General features: G+C 61.0%; 15 protein-coding genes. All 15 read right to left on the reverse strand.

Annotated features, from left to right (window positions below; translation table 11 throughout):
• Positions 1–111 precede the first annotated feature (111 nt).
• The 15 genes from HMPREF9696_RS09650 to glpD all read right to left on the reverse strand — a co-directional run bounded on the left by HMPREF9696_RS09650 (position 112) and on the right by glpD (position 16,535).
• Positions 112–492 carry a DUF6285 domain-containing protein gene (locus HMPREF9696_RS09650; RefSeq protein ID WP_002712804.1) on the reverse strand — a complete coding sequence of 127 codons (381 nt, stop codon included), beginning with the start codon at positions 490–492 and terminating at the stop codon, positions 112–114.
• Positions 493–583: 91 nt separating this feature from the next.
• Positions 584–1,579 carry a phosphotransferase family protein gene (locus tag HMPREF9696_RS09655; RefSeq protein WP_002712805.1) on the reverse strand — a complete coding sequence of 332 codons (996 nt, stop codon included), beginning with the start codon at positions 1,577–1,579 and terminating at the stop codon, positions 584–586.
• Positions 1,580–1,679: 100 nt separating this feature from the next.
• Entirely contained in the window at positions 1,680–2,879 is a 1,200-nt protein-coding gene (locus HMPREF9696_RS09660; protein ID WP_002712806.1) for an ABC transporter substrate-binding protein, read from the reverse strand.
• A 118-nt stretch (positions 2,880–2,997) separates the two neighbouring features.
• Positions 2,998–4,836: an AMP-dependent synthetase/ligase gene (locus HMPREF9696_RS09665; RefSeq protein WP_002712807.1), complete on the reverse strand. Its 1,839-nt coding sequence runs from the start codon at positions 4,834–4,836 to the stop codon at positions 2,998–3,000.
• Between the two features lie 109 nt (positions 4,837–4,945).
• Positions 4,946–5,725 carry an ABC transporter ATP-binding protein gene (locus tag HMPREF9696_RS09670; RefSeq protein WP_002712808.1) on the reverse strand — a complete coding sequence of 260 codons (780 nt, stop codon included), beginning with the start codon at positions 5,723–5,725 and terminating at the stop codon, positions 4,946–4,948.
• A gap of 10 nt (positions 5,726–5,735) precedes the next feature.
• Positions 5,736–6,494 carry an ABC transporter ATP-binding protein gene (locus HMPREF9696_RS09675; protein WP_002712809.1) on the reverse strand — a complete coding sequence of 253 codons (759 nt, stop codon included), beginning with the start codon at positions 6,492–6,494 and terminating at the stop codon, positions 5,736–5,738.
• Positions 6,491–7,642, reverse strand: a complete 1,152-nt coding sequence (locus HMPREF9696_RS09680) for a branched-chain amino acid ABC transporter permease (protein WP_002712810.1) — start codon at positions 7,640–7,642, stop codon at positions 6,491–6,493. Before HMPREF9696_RS09680 ends, HMPREF9696_RS09675 begins: the two co-directional genes overlap by 4 nt.
• Before the next feature lie 9 nt (positions 7,643–7,651).
• Positions 7,652–8,527: a branched-chain amino acid ABC transporter permease gene (locus HMPREF9696_RS09685; protein WP_002712811.1), complete on the reverse strand. Its 876-nt coding sequence runs from the start codon at positions 8,525–8,527 to the stop codon at positions 7,652–7,654.
• A gap of 425 nt (positions 8,528–8,952) precedes the next feature.
• On the reverse strand, positions 8,953–10,731 hold the full coding sequence (locus tag HMPREF9696_RS09690; protein ID WP_002712812.1) for an ABC transporter substrate-binding protein: 1,779 nt from the start codon (positions 10,729–10,731) through the stop codon (positions 8,953–8,955).
• Positions 10,732–10,797: 66 nt separating this feature from the next.
• Positions 10,798–11,124 (reverse strand): DUF2160 domain-containing protein, encoded by a 327-nt coding sequence (locus HMPREF9696_RS09695; RefSeq protein ID WP_002712813.1) that lies wholly within the window; start codon positions 11,122–11,124, stop codon positions 10,798–10,800.
• Between the two features lie 2 nt (positions 11,125–11,126).
• Positions 11,127–11,933 (reverse strand): carbohydrate ABC transporter permease, encoded by an 807-nt coding sequence (locus HMPREF9696_RS09700; protein ID WP_002712814.1) that lies wholly within the window; start codon positions 11,931–11,933, stop codon positions 11,127–11,129.
• On the reverse strand, positions 11,933–12,835 hold the full coding sequence (locus HMPREF9696_RS09705; protein ID WP_002712815.1) for a carbohydrate ABC transporter permease: 903 nt from the start codon (positions 12,833–12,835) through the stop codon (positions 11,933–11,935). The genes HMPREF9696_RS09700 and HMPREF9696_RS09705 overlap by 1 nt, the downstream gene beginning before the upstream one ends.
• Entirely contained in the window at positions 12,835–13,905 is a 1,071-nt protein-coding gene (locus HMPREF9696_RS09710; RefSeq protein WP_002712816.1) for an ABC transporter ATP-binding protein, read from the reverse strand. The genes HMPREF9696_RS09705 and HMPREF9696_RS09710 overlap by 1 nt, the downstream gene beginning before the upstream one ends.
• Before the next feature lie 9 nt (positions 13,906–13,914).
• The gene (locus HMPREF9696_RS09715; protein ID WP_002712817.1) at positions 13,915–14,994 is read right to left on the reverse strand and encodes an ABC transporter ATP-binding protein; all 1,080 of its coding nucleotides are present in this window, start codon (positions 14,992–14,994) and stop codon (positions 13,915–13,917) included.
• On the reverse strand, positions 14,991–16,535 hold the full coding sequence (gene glpD, locus HMPREF9696_RS09720; protein WP_040301949.1) for a glycerol-3-phosphate dehydrogenase: 1,545 nt from the start codon (positions 16,533–16,535) through the stop codon (positions 14,991–14,993). Before glpD ends, HMPREF9696_RS09715 begins: the two co-directional genes overlap by 4 nt.
• Positions 16,536–16,746 lie beyond the last annotated feature (211 nt).

The following is a 16,746-nucleotide window of genomic DNA, read 5'->3' on the forward strand; positions in this document are numbered from 1 at the left end:
ACCATCGACCGGAATACCAATTCAACGTCATTGTCATTGCGAGCGAAGCGAAGCAATCCATCTTTCTTGAAGATATAGATTGCTTCGTCGCGTCGCTCCTCGCAATGACGGTTAGCATTGCTTGCCCTCCCGCTCCCGCCGGTAGGACGCATAGTTCGGCTGGTCGATGGCCAGCTTGTCCATGGTGGTCTGCCAGACATGCTCGGTCAGTCCCGGCGTATCAAAACCAACCTCGCCGCTGGCGATCCGCGCGGACAGCAAACGATTCAAGTCTTCCAGCGAGCCGGTCTTGCCGAGCAGCTTTGAAAGCCGCTCAAGCTCGGCCGCATCGCCGGATGCCTCAAGGGTGAACTGACGCACCACAAGATCGAGCGCGTTGAGGCCGACGCGCAGCTTGAACGCGGTGTGACCGGACAGCTTCGGCGCGACGTCGTTGCGGAGAAAGTCCGCGACCGCGTTGATCAGTTCGGCCGGTGTCGGTTGATCCTGCATCCACACATCCTCCCAACTTATCGTTGGCGCATGACGTTGTCCGAAAACCGCTCCTCGCCCTCGGGGCGAGCCCGAGGGCAAGTTTTTCGCATCATCCGCCGCTGCGCGGGGCGAGCAACCGCAACAGGTCGATCTCGGTTTCCGAGGCGCGGCGGCCGATCATGGCGCGTTCCATGGAATGATCGGGGCCGGCGCGAAACCGCTGCATCATGCCGCAGCACATGATTCCCCACCGCAGCGTGCCCAGCGTCTCCCAGAACATCACCCGCGCGACATCGACCGGACGGCCGGACGCAGATTCATACGCCGCAAACAAATCCTCACGCGACCCGAGGCCGCCGACCGGCTTGTCGATCTCGCCGAAGCGCCAGGAGTTCACGCAGATCCAGCCAAGGTCTTCCATCGGATCGCCAAAATGCGCCAATTCCCAGTCCAGCACCGCACGAACGCCCTCGGGGCCGATAATGAGATTGCCGTGACGGAAATCGCCATGCACCAGCGTCACCGTGCCGGACGTCGCCGGCGTATGGTCGCGCAACCAGCGCAGCGCCAGATCGAACACCGGGCGCGGCCAGTCGAACGATTGGTATTCCGCCGTCAGATCATCGAGTTCACTCGCGACCGTCATCAGCCGCAGTTTCGGCAGACGCGCCTTGTCCAGCGCATGAATGCCCGCAACGATCTTGCCGAGTTGCCCCGCCAATATGTTGCGCGCTGGCGCAAACTCGGGGTCGCGCAAAATCTTGCGCGGGATGGTTTCGCCCTCGACGCGGTCCATGACAAAGCCGCTGCCGAGGCCATCCTCCGGCTGCAAGACGTAGCGCACCCGCGGCGACGGAATTCCGGCTTCATAGGCCTGCTGCATCAGCACCGCTTCGGCGTCGAGACCGGCGGCACGGCCAGGCGCGGCGCCATAGCCCGGCGGCGCACGGCGCAGAATGACCGCGATATCTCCTTCGGGATGCAGGACGCTGAACGACCAGGTTTCCTGGCTGGCGCCGCCGGACAGTTGAGCCAGCCGATCCATGCCTGCGGCTCCCGGAAACCAGCGCGTGACGCTGGCCTTGATCGCGCTTTCAATGGTCATCGGGCTTTGGGGCTTGTTGGCTCTCGAGTTTGAGCCGGACCGTAAATAAAATCGCGTGCGCGGGCAACCCGCGCACGCGATGCCATTCAGAGCGGTTCGCTCAGAACATCAGGCCTTCCTTGACCAGCACCCAGCGGCCGCCCTTGACCTGCTGGACCTGCGTCACCGTGCTCGCAAGATGGTTGGTCTTGGAGAACTTGGTCGGCGGCGAAGAGAAGATGTCCTGGAACACGTCGCCGGATTCCATCGCATCGAGCACCTTCTGGCCGGTCAGGTCCTTTCCTGCCTTTTTGACGTAGTGCGCGAAAGTCATCATCGCGTTGTAGCCGATGATCGCCTGGGTGTTTGCGTCGGAGCCGAAGGCCTTCTTGTAGTTGTCCAGCCAGTCCTTGACCTTGCCCTTCGCCGTGTCGGCATAGGGAATCTCGAAACCGGCAGCGGCATAGAGACCCTCAACGGCATCCTTGCCGAGCGCGGGCACTTCGAGCACGTTGGTCGGCGTGGCGCCGAGGAACGTAACGTCCCAGCCCAGCTTCTTGGCTTCCGCCATCGCGCCGATGGTTTCGCGGATCACCGTGCCGAGCACGACGAGATCGCAGCCGTCGGACTTCATCTTGGCGACCTGAGCGCTGAAATCCGACGCGCCGCGCTTGTAGCTTGTGATCGACGCCGGCGTGATCTTCATCGCCGTGAGTTGCTGATTGAAACCGTCGAGCACGCTTTTTCCGTATTCGTCATCCTGATGCATGATGCATGGCTTTGCGAACTTCTTCGTCTCGACCATGTACTTGAGCGCGGCGCGCGTGCTCTCCACATAGGGCAGGATGTTGTTGAACTTCAGCCGCTCCTGCGGTTTCGCCGGATCGAACTTGAAGGTGAACTCCGCCGCCGTCAGCGGGAAGAGCTGCAGCACGCCTGCATCGAACAGGATGTCCTGTGCGGCCAGCACGGTGGGCGAGCCCATCGGACCGACCATGGCGAAAATCTTGTCCTTCTCGATCAGCTTCTGCGACGCCAGCACCGCGCGCTTTGGATCGTAGCCGCTGTCCTCAATGATGAGCTTGATCTTGCGGCCATTGATACCCCCGGCGGCGTTGATTTCATCGGTCGCCATCTTCATGCCGTTGGCCACCGGCACACCCCAGCCCTTGATCGGGCCGGACAGATCCTGATGCGAGCCGACCACGATCTCGGCCGGCGAGATGCCCTCATTTGTCACCTTGGTCTGTGCGAAGGCCGGCGACTGGGTCAGCGCGAGCGCCCCCACCGCAAGGCCCAACGCCTTGAACGATTTCGACATAACGGTCTCCTCTCTGTTGGCCCATGTTCAGCGAAGGCCGGGCCTTGTTATCTTCGCCGTTGGACGGCCCTTTCGGGCCGCGGAATGCTTTTCATCGTGTGCGCAATGACCGGCGCGCCTATGCCATCGCCCCTGCCCGATACATTGCGTCGATTTCCGCTGCGTAGGACTTGTTCACGAAACTGCGCTTCAGCTTCATGGTCGGCGTCAGTTCTTCGTCCTCGGGCGTCAGTTGCCTCTCGATCAGGTGGAATTTCTTGATGGTTTCGACCCGCGCGAAGTTGACGTTGACCGCCTCGATTTCCTTCCTGATGAGATCCTGTATCTCCGGGGCGCGGCACAGGCTCGCGTAATTGGTGAACGGAATGTCGTAGTCCTGCGCAAACTTCTCCACATTTTCGTGGTCGATCATCACAAGACACGTCAGATACGGCCGCTTGTCGCCGATCACCACGGCGTCCGAGATATACGGCGAGAACTTCAACTGATTCTCGATTTCCGACGGCGTGATGTTCTTGCCGCCGGAGGTGATGATGATGTCCTTCATCCGGTCGGTGATCTTGACGAAACCCTCGTTGTCGATGGTGCCGACATCTCCGGTATGCAGCCAGCCCTTCTCGTCGATGGTCTCGGCGGTCTTTTCCGGCTGGTTCAGATAGCCCATGAACAGGTAATCGCCCTTGATAAGGATTTCTCCCTTCGGGCAGATCATGACTTCGCCCCACGGCGCGGCCTTGCCGACCGAGCCGAGCTTGATGCGTTCGTTCGGCATCAGCGTCGCCACGCCACAGTTTTCGGTCTGGCCATAGACCTCGCGCATGTCGAGGCCGATGGCGAGATACCAGCGGATCAGGTCCGGCGAGATCGGCGCGGCGCCGGTGAAGGCGATGCGGACGCGGTCGAGCCCGAGCATGCGGCGGATGTTGCGGAACACCAGCCAGTAAGCTGCCTGGCCCGCCAGACGCAGATGCAGCGGCGGCGTCTCACCCTCCAGCCTGTAGTCGGTCAGACGCTGGCCGATGGCAAGCGCGTGACGGTACATCCATTGCTGGAACGGCGTCGCGTCCTTCAGGGCGATGGTGATGGCCGAATAGAATTTCTCCCAGATACGCGGCACGGCGAGAAATGCCGTCGGCTGCACCTCGCGCAGATTGTCCGGCACCGTTTCCGGGCTTTCCGCGAAATTCATGATCGAGCCGACCGCGATGGACAGATAGTAACCACCGATCCGCTCGGCGACATGGCACAGCGGCAGGAACACCAGCCGCTCCTCGTGATCGGTCGGCACCAGCAGATGATCGGCATAGCGCATCTGATGCACGACACTTCGATTGGAATGCATCGCGCCTTTCGGCGGGCCGGTGGTGCCGGAGGTATAGACCAGAATGGCCAGATCGTTCGGGCCGCGGCTTTCGATCATCTGGTTCCACAGCGCCTCGCGGCCCTGCATGTGATTGCGGCCCAGCGCCATGAATTCGTCCAGCGACATCACCATCGGATCGCTGAAGCCGCTCAGGCCCTCCATGTCGAACACGACGATCTTCTCAAGCGTCGGGCAACGCGCGCGGCAGGCCAGAATCTTGTCGAGCTGCTCGTCATCCTCGGCGAAAATCACTTTCGTCCGCGAGTCGTTGATCAGGTATTCGACCTGGGAGGCCGAGTCTGTCGGATAGATTCCGGACGAGACGCCGCCCGCGCAAAGCACGCCGATATCGGCGAACACCCACTCCGGCGTGGCATTGGCGATGATGGATGCGACATCGCCGGGCCTGAAGCCCGAGGCATCGAGCGCGTAGGCGATCTCCTTGGCCGTCTGCAGCCATTGCCGCCAGCTCGTCGACTGCCAGACGCCAAGATGCTTCTCCCGGATCGCCGGCTTGTCGCCGCGCGTTTCAACCGCCAGCAGAAAACTCTTCGCGATGGTGTCCGCGACGGTCATCACTGCGGGTCTCGCCATAGCTCGCTCCCTGTCCTCGCCGCGTGTCAGGCAGCGTGCGTTCTCTCCTGTTCTTTTCCGCCCGGTCTTTCCGCCAGGCTTTCAGTCTGCCGCGCCTATCGCCAATTTCTTAGCGCCAGGTCTTCTTTTTCTTCCAGCGGCGCTCGCCCCGCGCGCCGTCTTCCTTGGCGCCGAGGTAGAATTCCTGAATATCCTGCGATTGCATCAGCCGTTCGCAGGTGTCGTTCATCACCACGCGGCCGATTTCCAGCACATAGCCATAGTGCGCCGTTTCCAGCGCGACCTTCGCATTCTGCTCCACCAGCAGGATCGACATGCCCTGCTCTTCATTCACACGCCTGATGATGGTGAAAATCTCTTTCACCAGGATCGGCGACAGGCCGAGCGAAGGCTCGTCCAGCAACAGCAAGGTCGGGCGGTTCATCAGCGCGCGGCCGATGGCCAGCATCTGCTGCTCGCCGCCTGACAGTTGTCCCGCCGGCTGGTTGATGCGCTCGCGCAAGCGCGGGAAATAGCCGTAGACCCGCTCCAGATCCGCAGCGACGCCATCGCGATCCTTGCGCGGATACGCCCCCATCATCAGGTTCTCGCGCACGCTGAGAAACGGAAACACCTCACGGCCTTCGGGCACATGGCTCAAACCGAGGCGCACGATCCGGTCCGCTTCCATGCGCTGGATCGGCTGGCCTTTGAACTCGATGGAGCCTTTCTGCGGATCGAGAATCCCGGAGATGGTCTTCAGCACCGTGGTCTTGCCCGCGCCGTTGGCGCCGAGCAGCGTCACGATCTTGCCGCGCGGCACTTCAAGGCTGATGCCCCGAATGGCCATGATCGGCCCATAGTAGCTTTCGATATTGGAGAGCTTGAGAATGATGTCGGGGCTGCTCATGACATCGTCCTCATGTGCCGAGATAAGCGGCGACGACATCGGGATGCGCCTGCACCTCGGCCGGCGCGCCCATCGCCAGCACACGGCCGTAGTTCAGCGCGATCACCCGGTCAGAGACGCGATTGACCAGCGTCATATCGTGCTCGACCATCAGCACGGTGATGCCGAGCTCGGTTTTCATGTCGCGGATCCAGAACGACATGTCGTCGGTCTCCTCCACATTCAGCCCGGATGACGGCTCGTCCAGCAGGATCAGCTTCGGCTCGGTGCACAGGGCACGGGCCAGTTCGATCACCTTGCGCACGCCATAGGGCAGCCCGGAGATCAGCTTGTCCCGATGGGCGGCAAGGTCAAGAAAATCAATGACCTGTTCGACGCGGCGGCGATGCGCTTTTTCGTCGCGGCGCACGTTCGGCAGAAACAGCAGCTCTTGCCACAGGCTCGTGGTGGAGTGCCGGTGCCGCCCGACCAGCAGATTGCTCAGGACGGTGGCGTTCTCGAACAGTTCGATGTTCTGGAAGGTGCGCGCGATGCCGAGCCTGGCGATGTCATAGGGCGGCGCGGCGGTAATGTCCTGATCCTCGAAATAGAGCTTCCCCGAGGTCGGCTGATAAAGCCGCGAGATCAAATTGAAGATCGAGCTTTTGCCGGCGCCATTCGGCCCGATGATGGAGAGAATTTCGCCCTTCTCGACGGCGAAGCTGACCGAATCCACCGCTTTCAGGCCGCCGAAATGCAGCGAGATATTTTCCGCGCGGAAACAGCTCATCGGTTCCGCTCCGATTTGACGTAAATCTTCTGCCGCTTGAAGGTCGCGCGCTTGTAGAGCGGGAAGAGCTGGAAGAAGAGCTTGATCTTCAGCCAGCGGCCATAGATCCCGTATGGCTCGAACAAGATAAACAACATAATGATCAGGCCGTAGATCGCGCCCTTCAGGCCGTTCGCCGAGGCAACCGCCGCGATGTTCGCCTTGATATGCGCCGCCTGCTCCGCTCCCGCGCCGAACGTCGCCGCCAGCCCCGCGATCAGGCCGGGAATATCATCCTTGAGGAAGGTCAGGAACGGATCGACCATCACGATGAAGATCGCGCCCAGCACCGCGCCATGCAAACTGAGCACGCCGCCGATGATGATCACCATGATAAATTCAATGGAGAGCTGCAGCGTGAACATTTCCGGACTGATGAAGGACATCTTGTGCGCAAAAAGACAGCCCGCGAAACCCGTGATCGCTGCACTCAGGGCAAACGACTTGACCTTGTAGCGCGCGACATTGATGCCCATGCTCTTGGCGGCGGTCTCGCTGTCGCGGATGGCGACAAATGCGCGGCCGGTCGGCGAGCGCATCAGGTTCAACGTCCCGACGATGACAAGGATCAGAAGCCCGAGACAGAGGTAGTAGAACGTCGGGCTGTCGCGCGGCACGGTGCTGCCCAGCAATTCGATGGTCTTGACCCGCATACCATCATTACCATGGGTCACGCTTTCCCAGCGCGCGAGCACCTCCTCGACAATCAGCGCGAAGGAAATCGTCGCGATCACAAGATAGATGCCCTGCAGCCGCAGCGCCGGAAAGCCGACCATCGCGCCGATAATTCCGGTCAGGATGCCGGACGCAAGAAAATACACCGGAAACGGCACGCCGAGCTGGTGCAGATAGCCGGCGGTGTAAGCCCCGATGGCGAGAAACGCCGCGTGCCCCAGCGACGCCTGTCCGGTGAAACCGGTGAGGATCATCAGGCCCACGCCGACCGTGGCGTAGATGCAGACGAACACGAGCTGGCTCATCAGGTAGCTTGAGAGCGTGAACGGCGCGATCACCAGCAGGATCAGCAGCGCACCGTATGACCACAGGTAGCCGCTGTGGGGGATCAGCCGGATGTCGTCGTTATAGTCTGTCTTGAACAGGAACCGCATGCCGCGCCCTCAGACTTTCTTCCGCGTGTGGATGCCGAAGATGCCTTCCGGCTTCAACAACAGGACCGCGAGCAGCACGATGTAAGGGGCGACGTCCTTCCATCCCTGCGGCAGATAAAATCCGGCCATGCTTTCGATCACACCGATCATGATCCCGCCGACCACCGCGCCGGGAATCGAACCGAACCCGCCGAGTACCGCCGCCGGAAATGCCTTCAATCCGAGGACAAGGCCGACATTGGAGTGAATGAAGGTGATGGGCGCGAGCAGCACCCCGGCGCAGGTCGCCACCGCGGCACTGATCGCCCAGACAATCGAGACCACCCGCTTGACCGGGATGCCCATGTAATAGGCCGCAAGCATGTTCTCCGAACTCGCGCGCATCGCCGTGCCGAGGGTGGTCTTGTTGAAAAACAGATAGAGCACGCCGCAGAGAATGACGGTCGCAGCGATGACCGAGAGCTTGTCATAGGCCAGCACCAGGCTGCCGAGCCGCAGCACGCCATGGCTGAACGGCGTTTCGATCTTGAGATCGTCGGTTCCCCAGATCATGCCCGCGACCGAGCGCAGGAAGAAGCCGAGGCCGATGGTGGCCATGATGATCGAAAACTGCGGATAGCCGAGGATCGGCCTCACCACGAGCCGTTCGGCGAGCATCCCGAATAGCGCCATCGCCGCCACCGCGGCGACAAAGCCAAGCCAGTAATTAAAGCCGAGAAGACTGATGAAGGTGAAGGCGAAGAATCCGCCCAGCATCATCAGATCGCCCTGCGCGAAGTTGACGACTTCGGTGGCTTTGTAAACGAGCACAAAGCCAAGTGCGATCAGGCCATAGACACAGCCGAGCGCAATACCGCTCACCAACTGCTGAACGAAGTCCAGCATCCCGGTTATCCCTCCCCCAACGTGCCGCGATTCTAACGATCGCATTTGGTCACGCCGCGATCCTAACGATCGCCTTGTTCAGTTCTTGTGTCGACTTGCTATGCGTTTTTGCACGAGCTTTTTGGCAATCAGACCTCAAACGGCGACGGCGTGTCAACAACAGCCGCGCTAGTTTGGCGGTTCGCAAGTCCGCAGCTGCCTCCTCGGCACGTCCATTTGCGGACTTGCGAACCAAAAACCGCACTAGAATTATATTTTGCTAGTGTCCTTTTGAATCCGAAGTTCGCTATCGAATGCGCTGCAAAATGAGACGAACTTCGGATTCAGGACACTAGGTGCGCTGCATCAAAATGAAAAAGGCCGGGATTGCGCCCGGCCTTCAAGTTGTGCGCGCGTCTTGGGCACGCAGGGAGGATGTTTGGGCCTTACTTGGCCTCGGCCCGCTTCGGCGGCGTCGCCGGCCACGACTTGATCAGCGTGTCGTAGTCGACGGTTTCGCCCTTCGGCTTTTCGTTTGCCAACTTGCGCTGCGGCGCGACGTTGCCGTCCTTCGCAGACTTGGCGAACCAGAACTCAGCCGTCTCCTTCTTGTTCAGCTTCGGACCGCAAGCGCCCTGCACGCCCGACTTCTCGAGACGTTCAAGTACCGAGTCCTGCGCCGCAGCGAGCGAGTTCATCGCCTCCTGAGCGGTCTTCGCACCGGACGACGCATCGCCGATGTTCTGCCACCAGAGCTGGGCCAGCTTCGGATAGTCCGGGATGTTGTTGCCGGTCGGAGACCACTGCACGCGCGCCGGCGAACGGTAGAATTCGATCAGGCCGCCGAGCTTCGGCGCACGTTCGGTGAACGACTTGTCCCAGATGTCGGATTCACGGATGAAGGTGAGACCGACATGGCTCTTCTTCAGCGACACCGTCTTCGAGGTGATGAACTGCAGATAGAGCCAGGCAGCCTTCCGGCGATCCGGCGGCGTCGACTTGAGCAGCGTGCCCGAGCCCACGTCCTGATAACCGAGCTTCATGCCCTCCTTCCAGTACGCGCCCTTCGGCGAAGGAGCCATGCGCCACTTCGGCGTGCCATCGGCGTTCATCACCGGCAGACCGGGCTTTACCATGTCCGCGGTGAAGGCCGTGTACCAGAAGATCTGCTGGGCGATATTACCCTGCGCCGGCACCGGCCCCGCTTCGGAGAAGGTCATGCCCTGCGCCTGCGGCGGAGCATACTTCTTCAGCCAGTCGAGATACTTCACGATCGAATAGACCGCCGCGGGTCCATTGGTGTCGCCGCCGCGCTCGACGCTTGAGCCGACCGGACGGCAGCCTTCCATGCGGATGCCCCACTCGTCGACCGGCAGACCGTTGGGAATGCCCTTGTCGCCGTTGCCGGCCATGGACAGCCAAGCGTCGGTAAACCGCCATCCGAGCGACGGATCCTTCTTGCCGTAGTCCATGTGGCCATAGACCTTGACGCCGTTGATTTCCTTGATGTCGTTGGTGAAGAAATCCGCGATGTCTTCATAGGCCGACCAGTTCACTGGCACGCCGAGCTCGTAGCCGTACTTGGCCTTGAACTTCGCCTTGTATTCCGGATTGGTGAACCAGTCGTAGCGGAACCAGTACAGGTTCGCGAACTGCTGATCGGGAAGCTGGTACAGCTTCTTGTCAGGCGCGGTCGTAAACGAGCGTCCGATGAAATCGTTGATGTCGAGATAGGGATCGGTGACATCCTTGCCCTCTCCGGCCATGTAATCCGACAAGGCAATGGTCTGGCCGTAGCGGAAGTGGGTGCCGATCAGGTCGGAGTCGTTGATCCAGCCGTCATAGACGTTCTTGCCGGACTGCATCTGGGTCTGCAGCTTTTCGACGACGTCGCCTTCCTGGATCAGGTCATGCTTGAGCTTGATACCCGTGATCTCGGTGAACGCCTTGGCGAGCGTTCCGGCTTCATATTCATGGGTGGTGATCGTTTCCGAAACGACATTGATCTCCATGCCCTTGAAGGGTTCAGCGGCCTTGATGAACCACTGCATTTCCTTCATCTGGTCTTCCTTCGACAATGTCGAAGGCTGGAATTCGCTGTCGACCCACTTCTTGGCCGCCGCTTCGTCAGCGAAAGCCGGTCCGCTGATCGCAGCCGACGATGCAATCAACGCGACTGCGCTCGCCATCGTCAAAAGACGATACTTCCCGGTTAGATGCCGCATTTGTTTCCTCCGTTGAAACATAACCTCAGCTCCGGGTTGATCCCGGATCTGCCTTCTCTCGACCCGCTAGACGTTGCGAAATATGACAACAGCCGACGCGAGCGAAATGGCGGTAGCGATCCACAGACTCGAAACCTCGACGCCCTCCCCGATGGGAAGTGTCGCAATCGTGTCCGTGCCCGCAAATGCAATCCACAAAAGATGAATGACCGCGGCGAGGATCAGCGAAATGAACAGCCGGTCGCCACGGGTGGTGGGGATTCTCAGAATTCCGACACGCTCGGCTTCGGGATAGCGAACCGCGAGCCATGTCATGACCGCGAGCGTGCCGGCCAGCAGGCAGAAGAAGATCGCCGTCGGGGCCGTCCAGGCCATCCATGCGATATTTTCCATGGCTACACCCGCCCCAGCGCGAAGCCGCGCGCGATATAGTTGCGGACGAACCAGATCACCAGCGCGCCCGGAATGATGGTGAGGACACCGGCCGCGGCCAGCAGGCCCCAGTCCATGCCGGAGGCGGAAATCGTGCGCGTCATCGTTGCCGCAATCGGCTTGGCGTTGACCGAGGTCAGCGTGCGCGCCAGCAGCAGTTCGACCCACGAGAACATGAAGCAGAAGAACGCCGCGACGCCGATGCCGCTTGCGATCAGCGGCATCAGGATTTTCACGAAGAAGCGCGGGAACGAATAGCCGTCGAGGAACGCGGTTTCATCGATCTCCTTCGGCACGCTGGAGATGAACCCTTCGAGAATCCAGACCGCCAGCGGCACATTGAACAGACAGTGTGCCAGCGCCACCGCCCATGGTGTATCGAACAGGTTGATCGCGGAATAAAGATTGAAGAACGGCAGCGCGAACACCGCGGGCGGCGCCATGCGGTTCGACAGCAGCCAGAAGAACAGGTGCTTGTCGCCGAGGAAGCGGTAGCGCGAGAATGCATAGGCGGCGGGCAACGCGAACGAAATCGAGATCACCGTGTTGATGATGACGTATTTCAGAGAATTGATGTAGCCCGAATACCAGCTCGAATCCGTGAAGATGCGCTGATAGTGCATCAGGGTCGGCTTGTTCGGCCACAACGTCATCGTGGTAACGATTTCCGTGTTGGTCTTGAAGCTCATGTTCACGAGCCAGTAGATCGGCAACAGCAGGAAAATCAGGAACAGGCCGAGGATGATGCGGCGCCCGGGAATGGTATGCATCACGCGCCTCCCGCCGGTTGCGCACGCTCGTTATCCGCGTTCGTCATCACGGTGTAGAACACCCAGCACACAATCAGGATGACGAGGTTGTAGACGATCGACAGCGCCGCCGCCTTGCCGAGGTCGAACTGTCCGAGCGCAATCTTGACTAGTTCGATGGACACGAATGTCGTGGAATTGCCCGGGCCGCCGCCGGTGACGACGAACGGCTCGGTGTAGATCATGAAGCTGTCCATGAACCGCAGCAGCACCGCGATCAGCAGCACACGCTTCATCTTCGGCAACTGGATCGCGGTGAACACCGCCCAGCGCGATGCGCCGTCGATCTGCGCCGCCTGATAATAGGCATCGGGGATCGACTTCAAACCGGCATAGCACAACAGCGCGACGAGGCTGGTCCAGTGCCAGACGTCCATGACAATGATGGTGCACCACGCATCGAAGCTGTTCGATACATAATTATAGTCCAGCCCTATCTTGTTCAGCGTGTAGCCGAGCAAACCAATGTCGGGCCGCCCGAAGATCTGCCAGATGGTGCCGACCACGTTCCATGGAATGAGCAGCGGCAGCGCGAGAATGACGAGGCAGGCCGCAACGCGCCAGCCTTCGCGTGGCATCGACAATGCGACCAGGATGCCGAGCGGCACCTCAATCGCCAGAATGATCGCGGAGAAGAGCAGATTGCGTCCGAGCGAGGCCAGGAAACGATCGCCGAGATCGGTGCTCGGATCAAGCAGTTCCTTGAACCAGCCGACCCCATTCCAGAAGAACTTGTTGTTTCCGAATGTGTCCTGCACCGAATAGTTCACCACCGTCATCAGCGGCAGGATCGCGGAGAACGCCACGATCAGGAACACCGGAAGGACCAGCAGCCAGGCCTTGTTGTTGATCGTCTTGTCCATCAGGCGTGCCCCTCGACCAGAAGACTGTCCGCATAGACATGCATGTGAGCCGGATCGAACACGAGACCGGCTGTGTTGTCGGGCGCCGAGAAGCCGTTCGGCACCTTGGCCGCGAATTTGACGTCACCTATCCGCACGCGCGCAAACCGCACGCGGCCGAGATCGTCGATCCGCTCGATCTTCGCGGACAGCAGACCGGGCGCGGGTGGCGCAACCTCGACGAATTCCGGCCGCACGCCGATTTCGATTGTCGCGCCAAGCGGCAGGCTGCCGTAGGTGCGGTTCAGCTTGATCGTATGGCCGCCGATCGTCGCTTCATTGCCCTTCACCTCGGCCGGCACGATGTTCATGCCGGGCGATCCGATGAAGTAACCAACGAAGGTATGCGCGGGTTTTGCGAAGAGTTCTTCCGGCGTGCCACTCTGCACCACGGCACCGTCGTGCATCACCACCACCGTATCGGCGAAGGTCAGCGCCTCGGTCTGGTCGTGGGTGACGTAGATCATGGTCAGATCGAGCGCCTGATGCAGCGCCTTGAGCTTGGAGCGCAATTCCCATTTCAGATGCGGGTCGATCACCGTCAGCGGCTCGTCGAACAGCACCGCCGCCACGTCCGAGCGCACGAGACCACGGCCCAGCGAAATCTTCTGCTTGGCGTCGGGACTGAGACGCACCGCCTTGCGGTCGAGGAAGGGTGTGAGGTCGAGCAGATGGGCGATCTCCGCGACACGCTTGCCGATCGCATCGCGCGCCAGCCCGCGATTCTTCAGCGGGAAAGCGAGATTTTCACCGACCGTCATGGTGTCGTAGATCACCGGGAACTGAAACACCTGCGCGATGTTGCGTTCGCGCGTGCTGGCGTTGGTTATGTCCTTGCCATCGAACAGCACCTTGCCATGCGATGGCGTGACGATCCCCGAGATGATGTTCAAAAGCGTGGTCTTGCCGCAACCCGAAGGACCGAGCAGCGCATAGGCACCGCCCTGCCGCCAGGTCATGGTCATCGGCTTCAGCGCATAAATATCGCCACCGTAGGAATGCGCCAGATCAACAAGGTCGATGCGAGCCATGATGCGCCCTCACCGAGCTGCCGGCGCGGCGACAAGCCGGCCAGTCTGATCGAAAACAAACAGGTCGTTCGGATCGAGCACCGCATCCAGCTCCTGTCCTGGCAGGAATTCATGAATGCCCGGCAGCACCGCGACCCAGTTGTAGCCCTCGCGCGTCAAATGCACGAAGCTCTCGGAACCGGTGATCTCGGTGACGTTGACCGTTGTCACGAATGCGTGGCGTCCATTGGACGGTGTTGCCACATCAAGCTGGTGCGCCCGGAAACCGACCTTGTAAGTCCCGTCGCTTAGGCCTTCATAGAGGCCGGCCACGGACGCGCGCTCACCGCCGGAGTAAAAGATCGAACCGTTCTTCTTCTCGATCCCGACCGTGTTGAGCGGCGGATCGGAAAACACTTCGGCGACTTCCATGGTCTCGGGCCGCCGATAGACCTCCGGAGTTGCACCAATCTGCAGCGCCCGCCCCTCGCCCATGCAGATGGTGCGACCGCCGAGCAGCAGCGCTTCGGACGGCTCGGTCGTGGCGTAGACGAAAATCGCGCCAGACTCTTCAAAGATGCGCGGCAGTTCGCTGCGCAGTTCCTCGCGCAGCTTGTAATCGAGATTGGCGAGCGGCTCATCGAGCAGAACGAGGTCCGCGCCCTTGACCAGCGCGCGGGCGATCGCGGTGCGCTGCTGCTGGCCGCCGGACAGTTGCAGCGGCGTGCGTGTCAGATACGGCTCCAGCTTGAGCAGCTTCGCTGCCTCCCGAACGCGGCTTTCGATCTCGCTGCTGGCCACGCCCTGCACGCGCAGCGGCGAAGCGATGTTTTCGTAGACGGTCAGGGTCGGATAATTGATGAACTGCTGGTAGACCATCGCGACCGAGCGTTTGCGCACATCGAAGCCGGTGACGTCCTTGCCATCGACCAGCACGCGCCCCGAGGTCGGCTTGTCGAGCCCGGCCAGGAGCCGCATGATCGAGGTCTTGCCGGAGAGCGTCGGTCCGAGCAGCACATTCAGCGTGCCGCGCTCCAGCGTCAGCGACACGTCGCTGATCCAGTTGGCGCCGTTCACCTCGCGCGACACATGATCGAGAGTAACGCTCATGCGCGGCCTCCCGCTTCCTTCAGCGGCACATCCATGCCGCTGCGATGCGCGGCGATCCACTCGTCCAGAGCCTTTACCTCATCCGTGGACAGGCGCAGGCCCAGCTTGGACCGCCGCCAGACAATGTCTTCCGCCGTGCGCGCGAATTCATGCGTCATCAGATACCGCACTTCGCGCTCCGTCAGCGTATCGCCGAACACCTGTCCGAGGTCAGCCGCGGACGATGCCTTGTCGATAACCTTGCTGGCGCGCGTACCATAGGCGTGCGCAAGGCGAAGCGCGAGAGACCGCGACAGGAACGGATTGTCGCGGATCAGTTCGTCCGCGAGCGCCGGGATGGCGGAGACATCGAGATCGCCGCCGGGCAGCGGCGTGCTTCCGGTCCATCCGGCGGGTTTCGCCTTGCCGGGCAGATACTGTTCCAGCCGCTCCAGCGCCTCCTCGGCGAGGCGGCGATAGGTGGTGATCTTGCCGCCGAAGATCGAGAGCAGCGGAAGGCCGCCCGGCGCATCGAACTCGAACACATAGTCGCGGGTCGCGGCCTTGGCTTCGCTGGCGCCGTCATCGTAGAGCGGGCGCACGCCGGCATAGGCCCACACGACGTCCTCGGGCTTCACCGTTTTGGCGAGATAGTCGTTTACCGACTGGCACAGATAGGTGATTTCTTCCGCCGTCGCCTTCACCTTGGAGGGATCGCCGTCGTAATCGCGATCCGTGGTGCCGATCAGCGAAAAATCGTTCTGGAACGGAATGACAAAAACGATACGGCCATCGGCATTCTGGAATGTGTAGGCCCGGTCATGATCGTAGAGCTTCCGCACCACGATATGCGAGCCCTGCACCAGCCGGACCTTCGCCCTTGCATTGACACCGGCGCGGCGGTTCAGCACGTCTTCCACCCACGGCCCGCCGGCATTGACCAGCGCGCGCGCCTGGATACTGCTTTTCGCGCCGGTGACCGTGTCTTCCAGCAGGATTTCCCAGCAATCGCCATCGCGCCTCGCCTCGACAGCGCGCGTGCGCGTGCGGATCACCGCGCCGCGATCCGCAGCATCGCGTGCGTTGAGCACCACAAGGCGTGCGTCATCGACGAAGCAATCCGAGTATTCAAAGCCCTTGGTGAAACGGCCCCGCGCCAGTGGCTGGCCCACCGGATCGCGGGCGAGATCGACCGTGCGCGTGGCCGGCAGCAGACGCCGCCCGCCGAGATGATCGTACATGAAGAGGCCGAGCCGCAGCAGCCATGCCGGGCGGAGCCCTGCGTGATGCGGCAGCACGAAGCGGAGCGGACGGATGATATGCGGCGCGATCTGCCACAGCACTTCGCGCTCGATCAGCGCCTCGCGGACCAGACGAAACTCGTAATATTCGAGATAGCGCAGGCCGCCGTGAATAAGCTTGCTCGACCACGACGAGGTGCCGCTGGCCAGATCGTTCATTTCGCACAGGAAGACGGAATTGCCTCGGCCAACGGCGTCGCGGGCAATGCCGCAGCCGTTGATGCCTCCGCCAATGATTGCGAGGTCGAAAACCTGTCCCACCACGTCTCCCCGGCGCTCGCTATTTTCATTTATAGCGATTTCGCTTTCGATTTCGATTAAATCACAACTATAAGCGAAAGCAAGCGTGGTGATGACTTTGTGGGCAACGGACCGCACTGCTGCAAAAATATCCATAATATCAGAAGGATATCCGACTTGCGGCGCGGCGCGTTGAGGCGTCAGCCGTCAGACGGATTTGAAAGTGAGTGCG

Source organism: Afipia clevelandensis ATCC 49720, from assembly GCF_000336555.1.
GTDB lineage: Bacteria > Pseudomonadota > Alphaproteobacteria > Rhizobiales > Xanthobacteraceae > Afipia > Afipia clevelandensis.

Bases quoted from the DNA above. Each gene is read 5' to 3' on its own strand.
- HMPREF9696_RS09695 (WP_002712813.1), bottom strand. From the start codon at position 11,124: ATGGAAAATATCGCATGGATGGCCTGGACGGCCCCGACGGCGATCTTC.
- HMPREF9696_RS09655 (WP_002712805.1), bottom strand. From the start codon at position 1,579: ATGACCATTGAAAGCGCGATCAAGGCCAGCGTCACGCGCTGGTTTCCG.
- HMPREF9696_RS09700 (WP_002712814.1), bottom strand. From the start codon at position 11,933: ATGCATACCATTCCCGGGCGCCGCATCATCCTCGGCCTGTTCCTGATT.
- HMPREF9696_RS09650 (WP_002712804.1), bottom strand. From the start codon at position 492: ATGCAGGATCAACCGACACCGGCCGAACTGATCAACGCGGTCGCGGAC.
- HMPREF9696_RS09665 (WP_002712807.1), bottom strand. From the start codon at position 4,836: ATGGCGAGACCCGCAGTGATGACCGTCGCGGACACCATCGCGAAGAGT.
- HMPREF9696_RS09685 (WP_002712811.1), bottom strand. From the start codon at position 8,527: ATGCTGGACTTCGTTCAGCAGTTGGTGAGCGGTATTGCGCTCGGCTGT.
- HMPREF9696_RS09680 (WP_002712810.1), bottom strand. From the start codon at position 7,642: ATGCGGTTCCTGTTCAAGACAGACTATAACGACGACATCCGGCTGATC.
- HMPREF9696_RS09710 (WP_002712816.1), bottom strand. From the start codon at position 13,905: ATGGCTCGCATCGACCTTGTTGATCTGGCGCATTCCTACGGTGGCGAT.
- HMPREF9696_RS09715 (WP_002712817.1), bottom strand. From the start codon at position 14,994: ATGAGCGTTACTCTCGATCATGTGTCGCGCGAGGTGAACGGCGCCAAC.
- HMPREF9696_RS09690 (WP_002712812.1), bottom strand. From the start codon at position 10,731: ATGCGGCATCTAACCGGGAAGTATCGTCTTTTGACGATGGCGAGCGCA.
- HMPREF9696_RS09670 (WP_002712808.1), bottom strand. From the start codon at position 5,725: ATGAGCAGCCCCGACATCATTCTCAAGCTCTCCAATATCGAAAGCTAC.
- HMPREF9696_RS09675 (WP_002712809.1), bottom strand. From the start codon at position 6,494: ATGAGCTGTTTCCGCGCGGAAAATATCTCGCTGCATTTCGGCGGCCTG.
- HMPREF9696_RS09660 (WP_002712806.1), bottom strand. From the start codon at position 2,879: ATGTCGAAATCGTTCAAGGCGTTGGGCCTTGCGGTGGGGGCGCTCGCG.
- HMPREF9696_RS09705 (WP_002712815.1), bottom strand. From the start codon at position 12,835: ATGGACAAGACGATCAACAACAAGGCCTGGCTGCTGGTCCTTCCGGTG.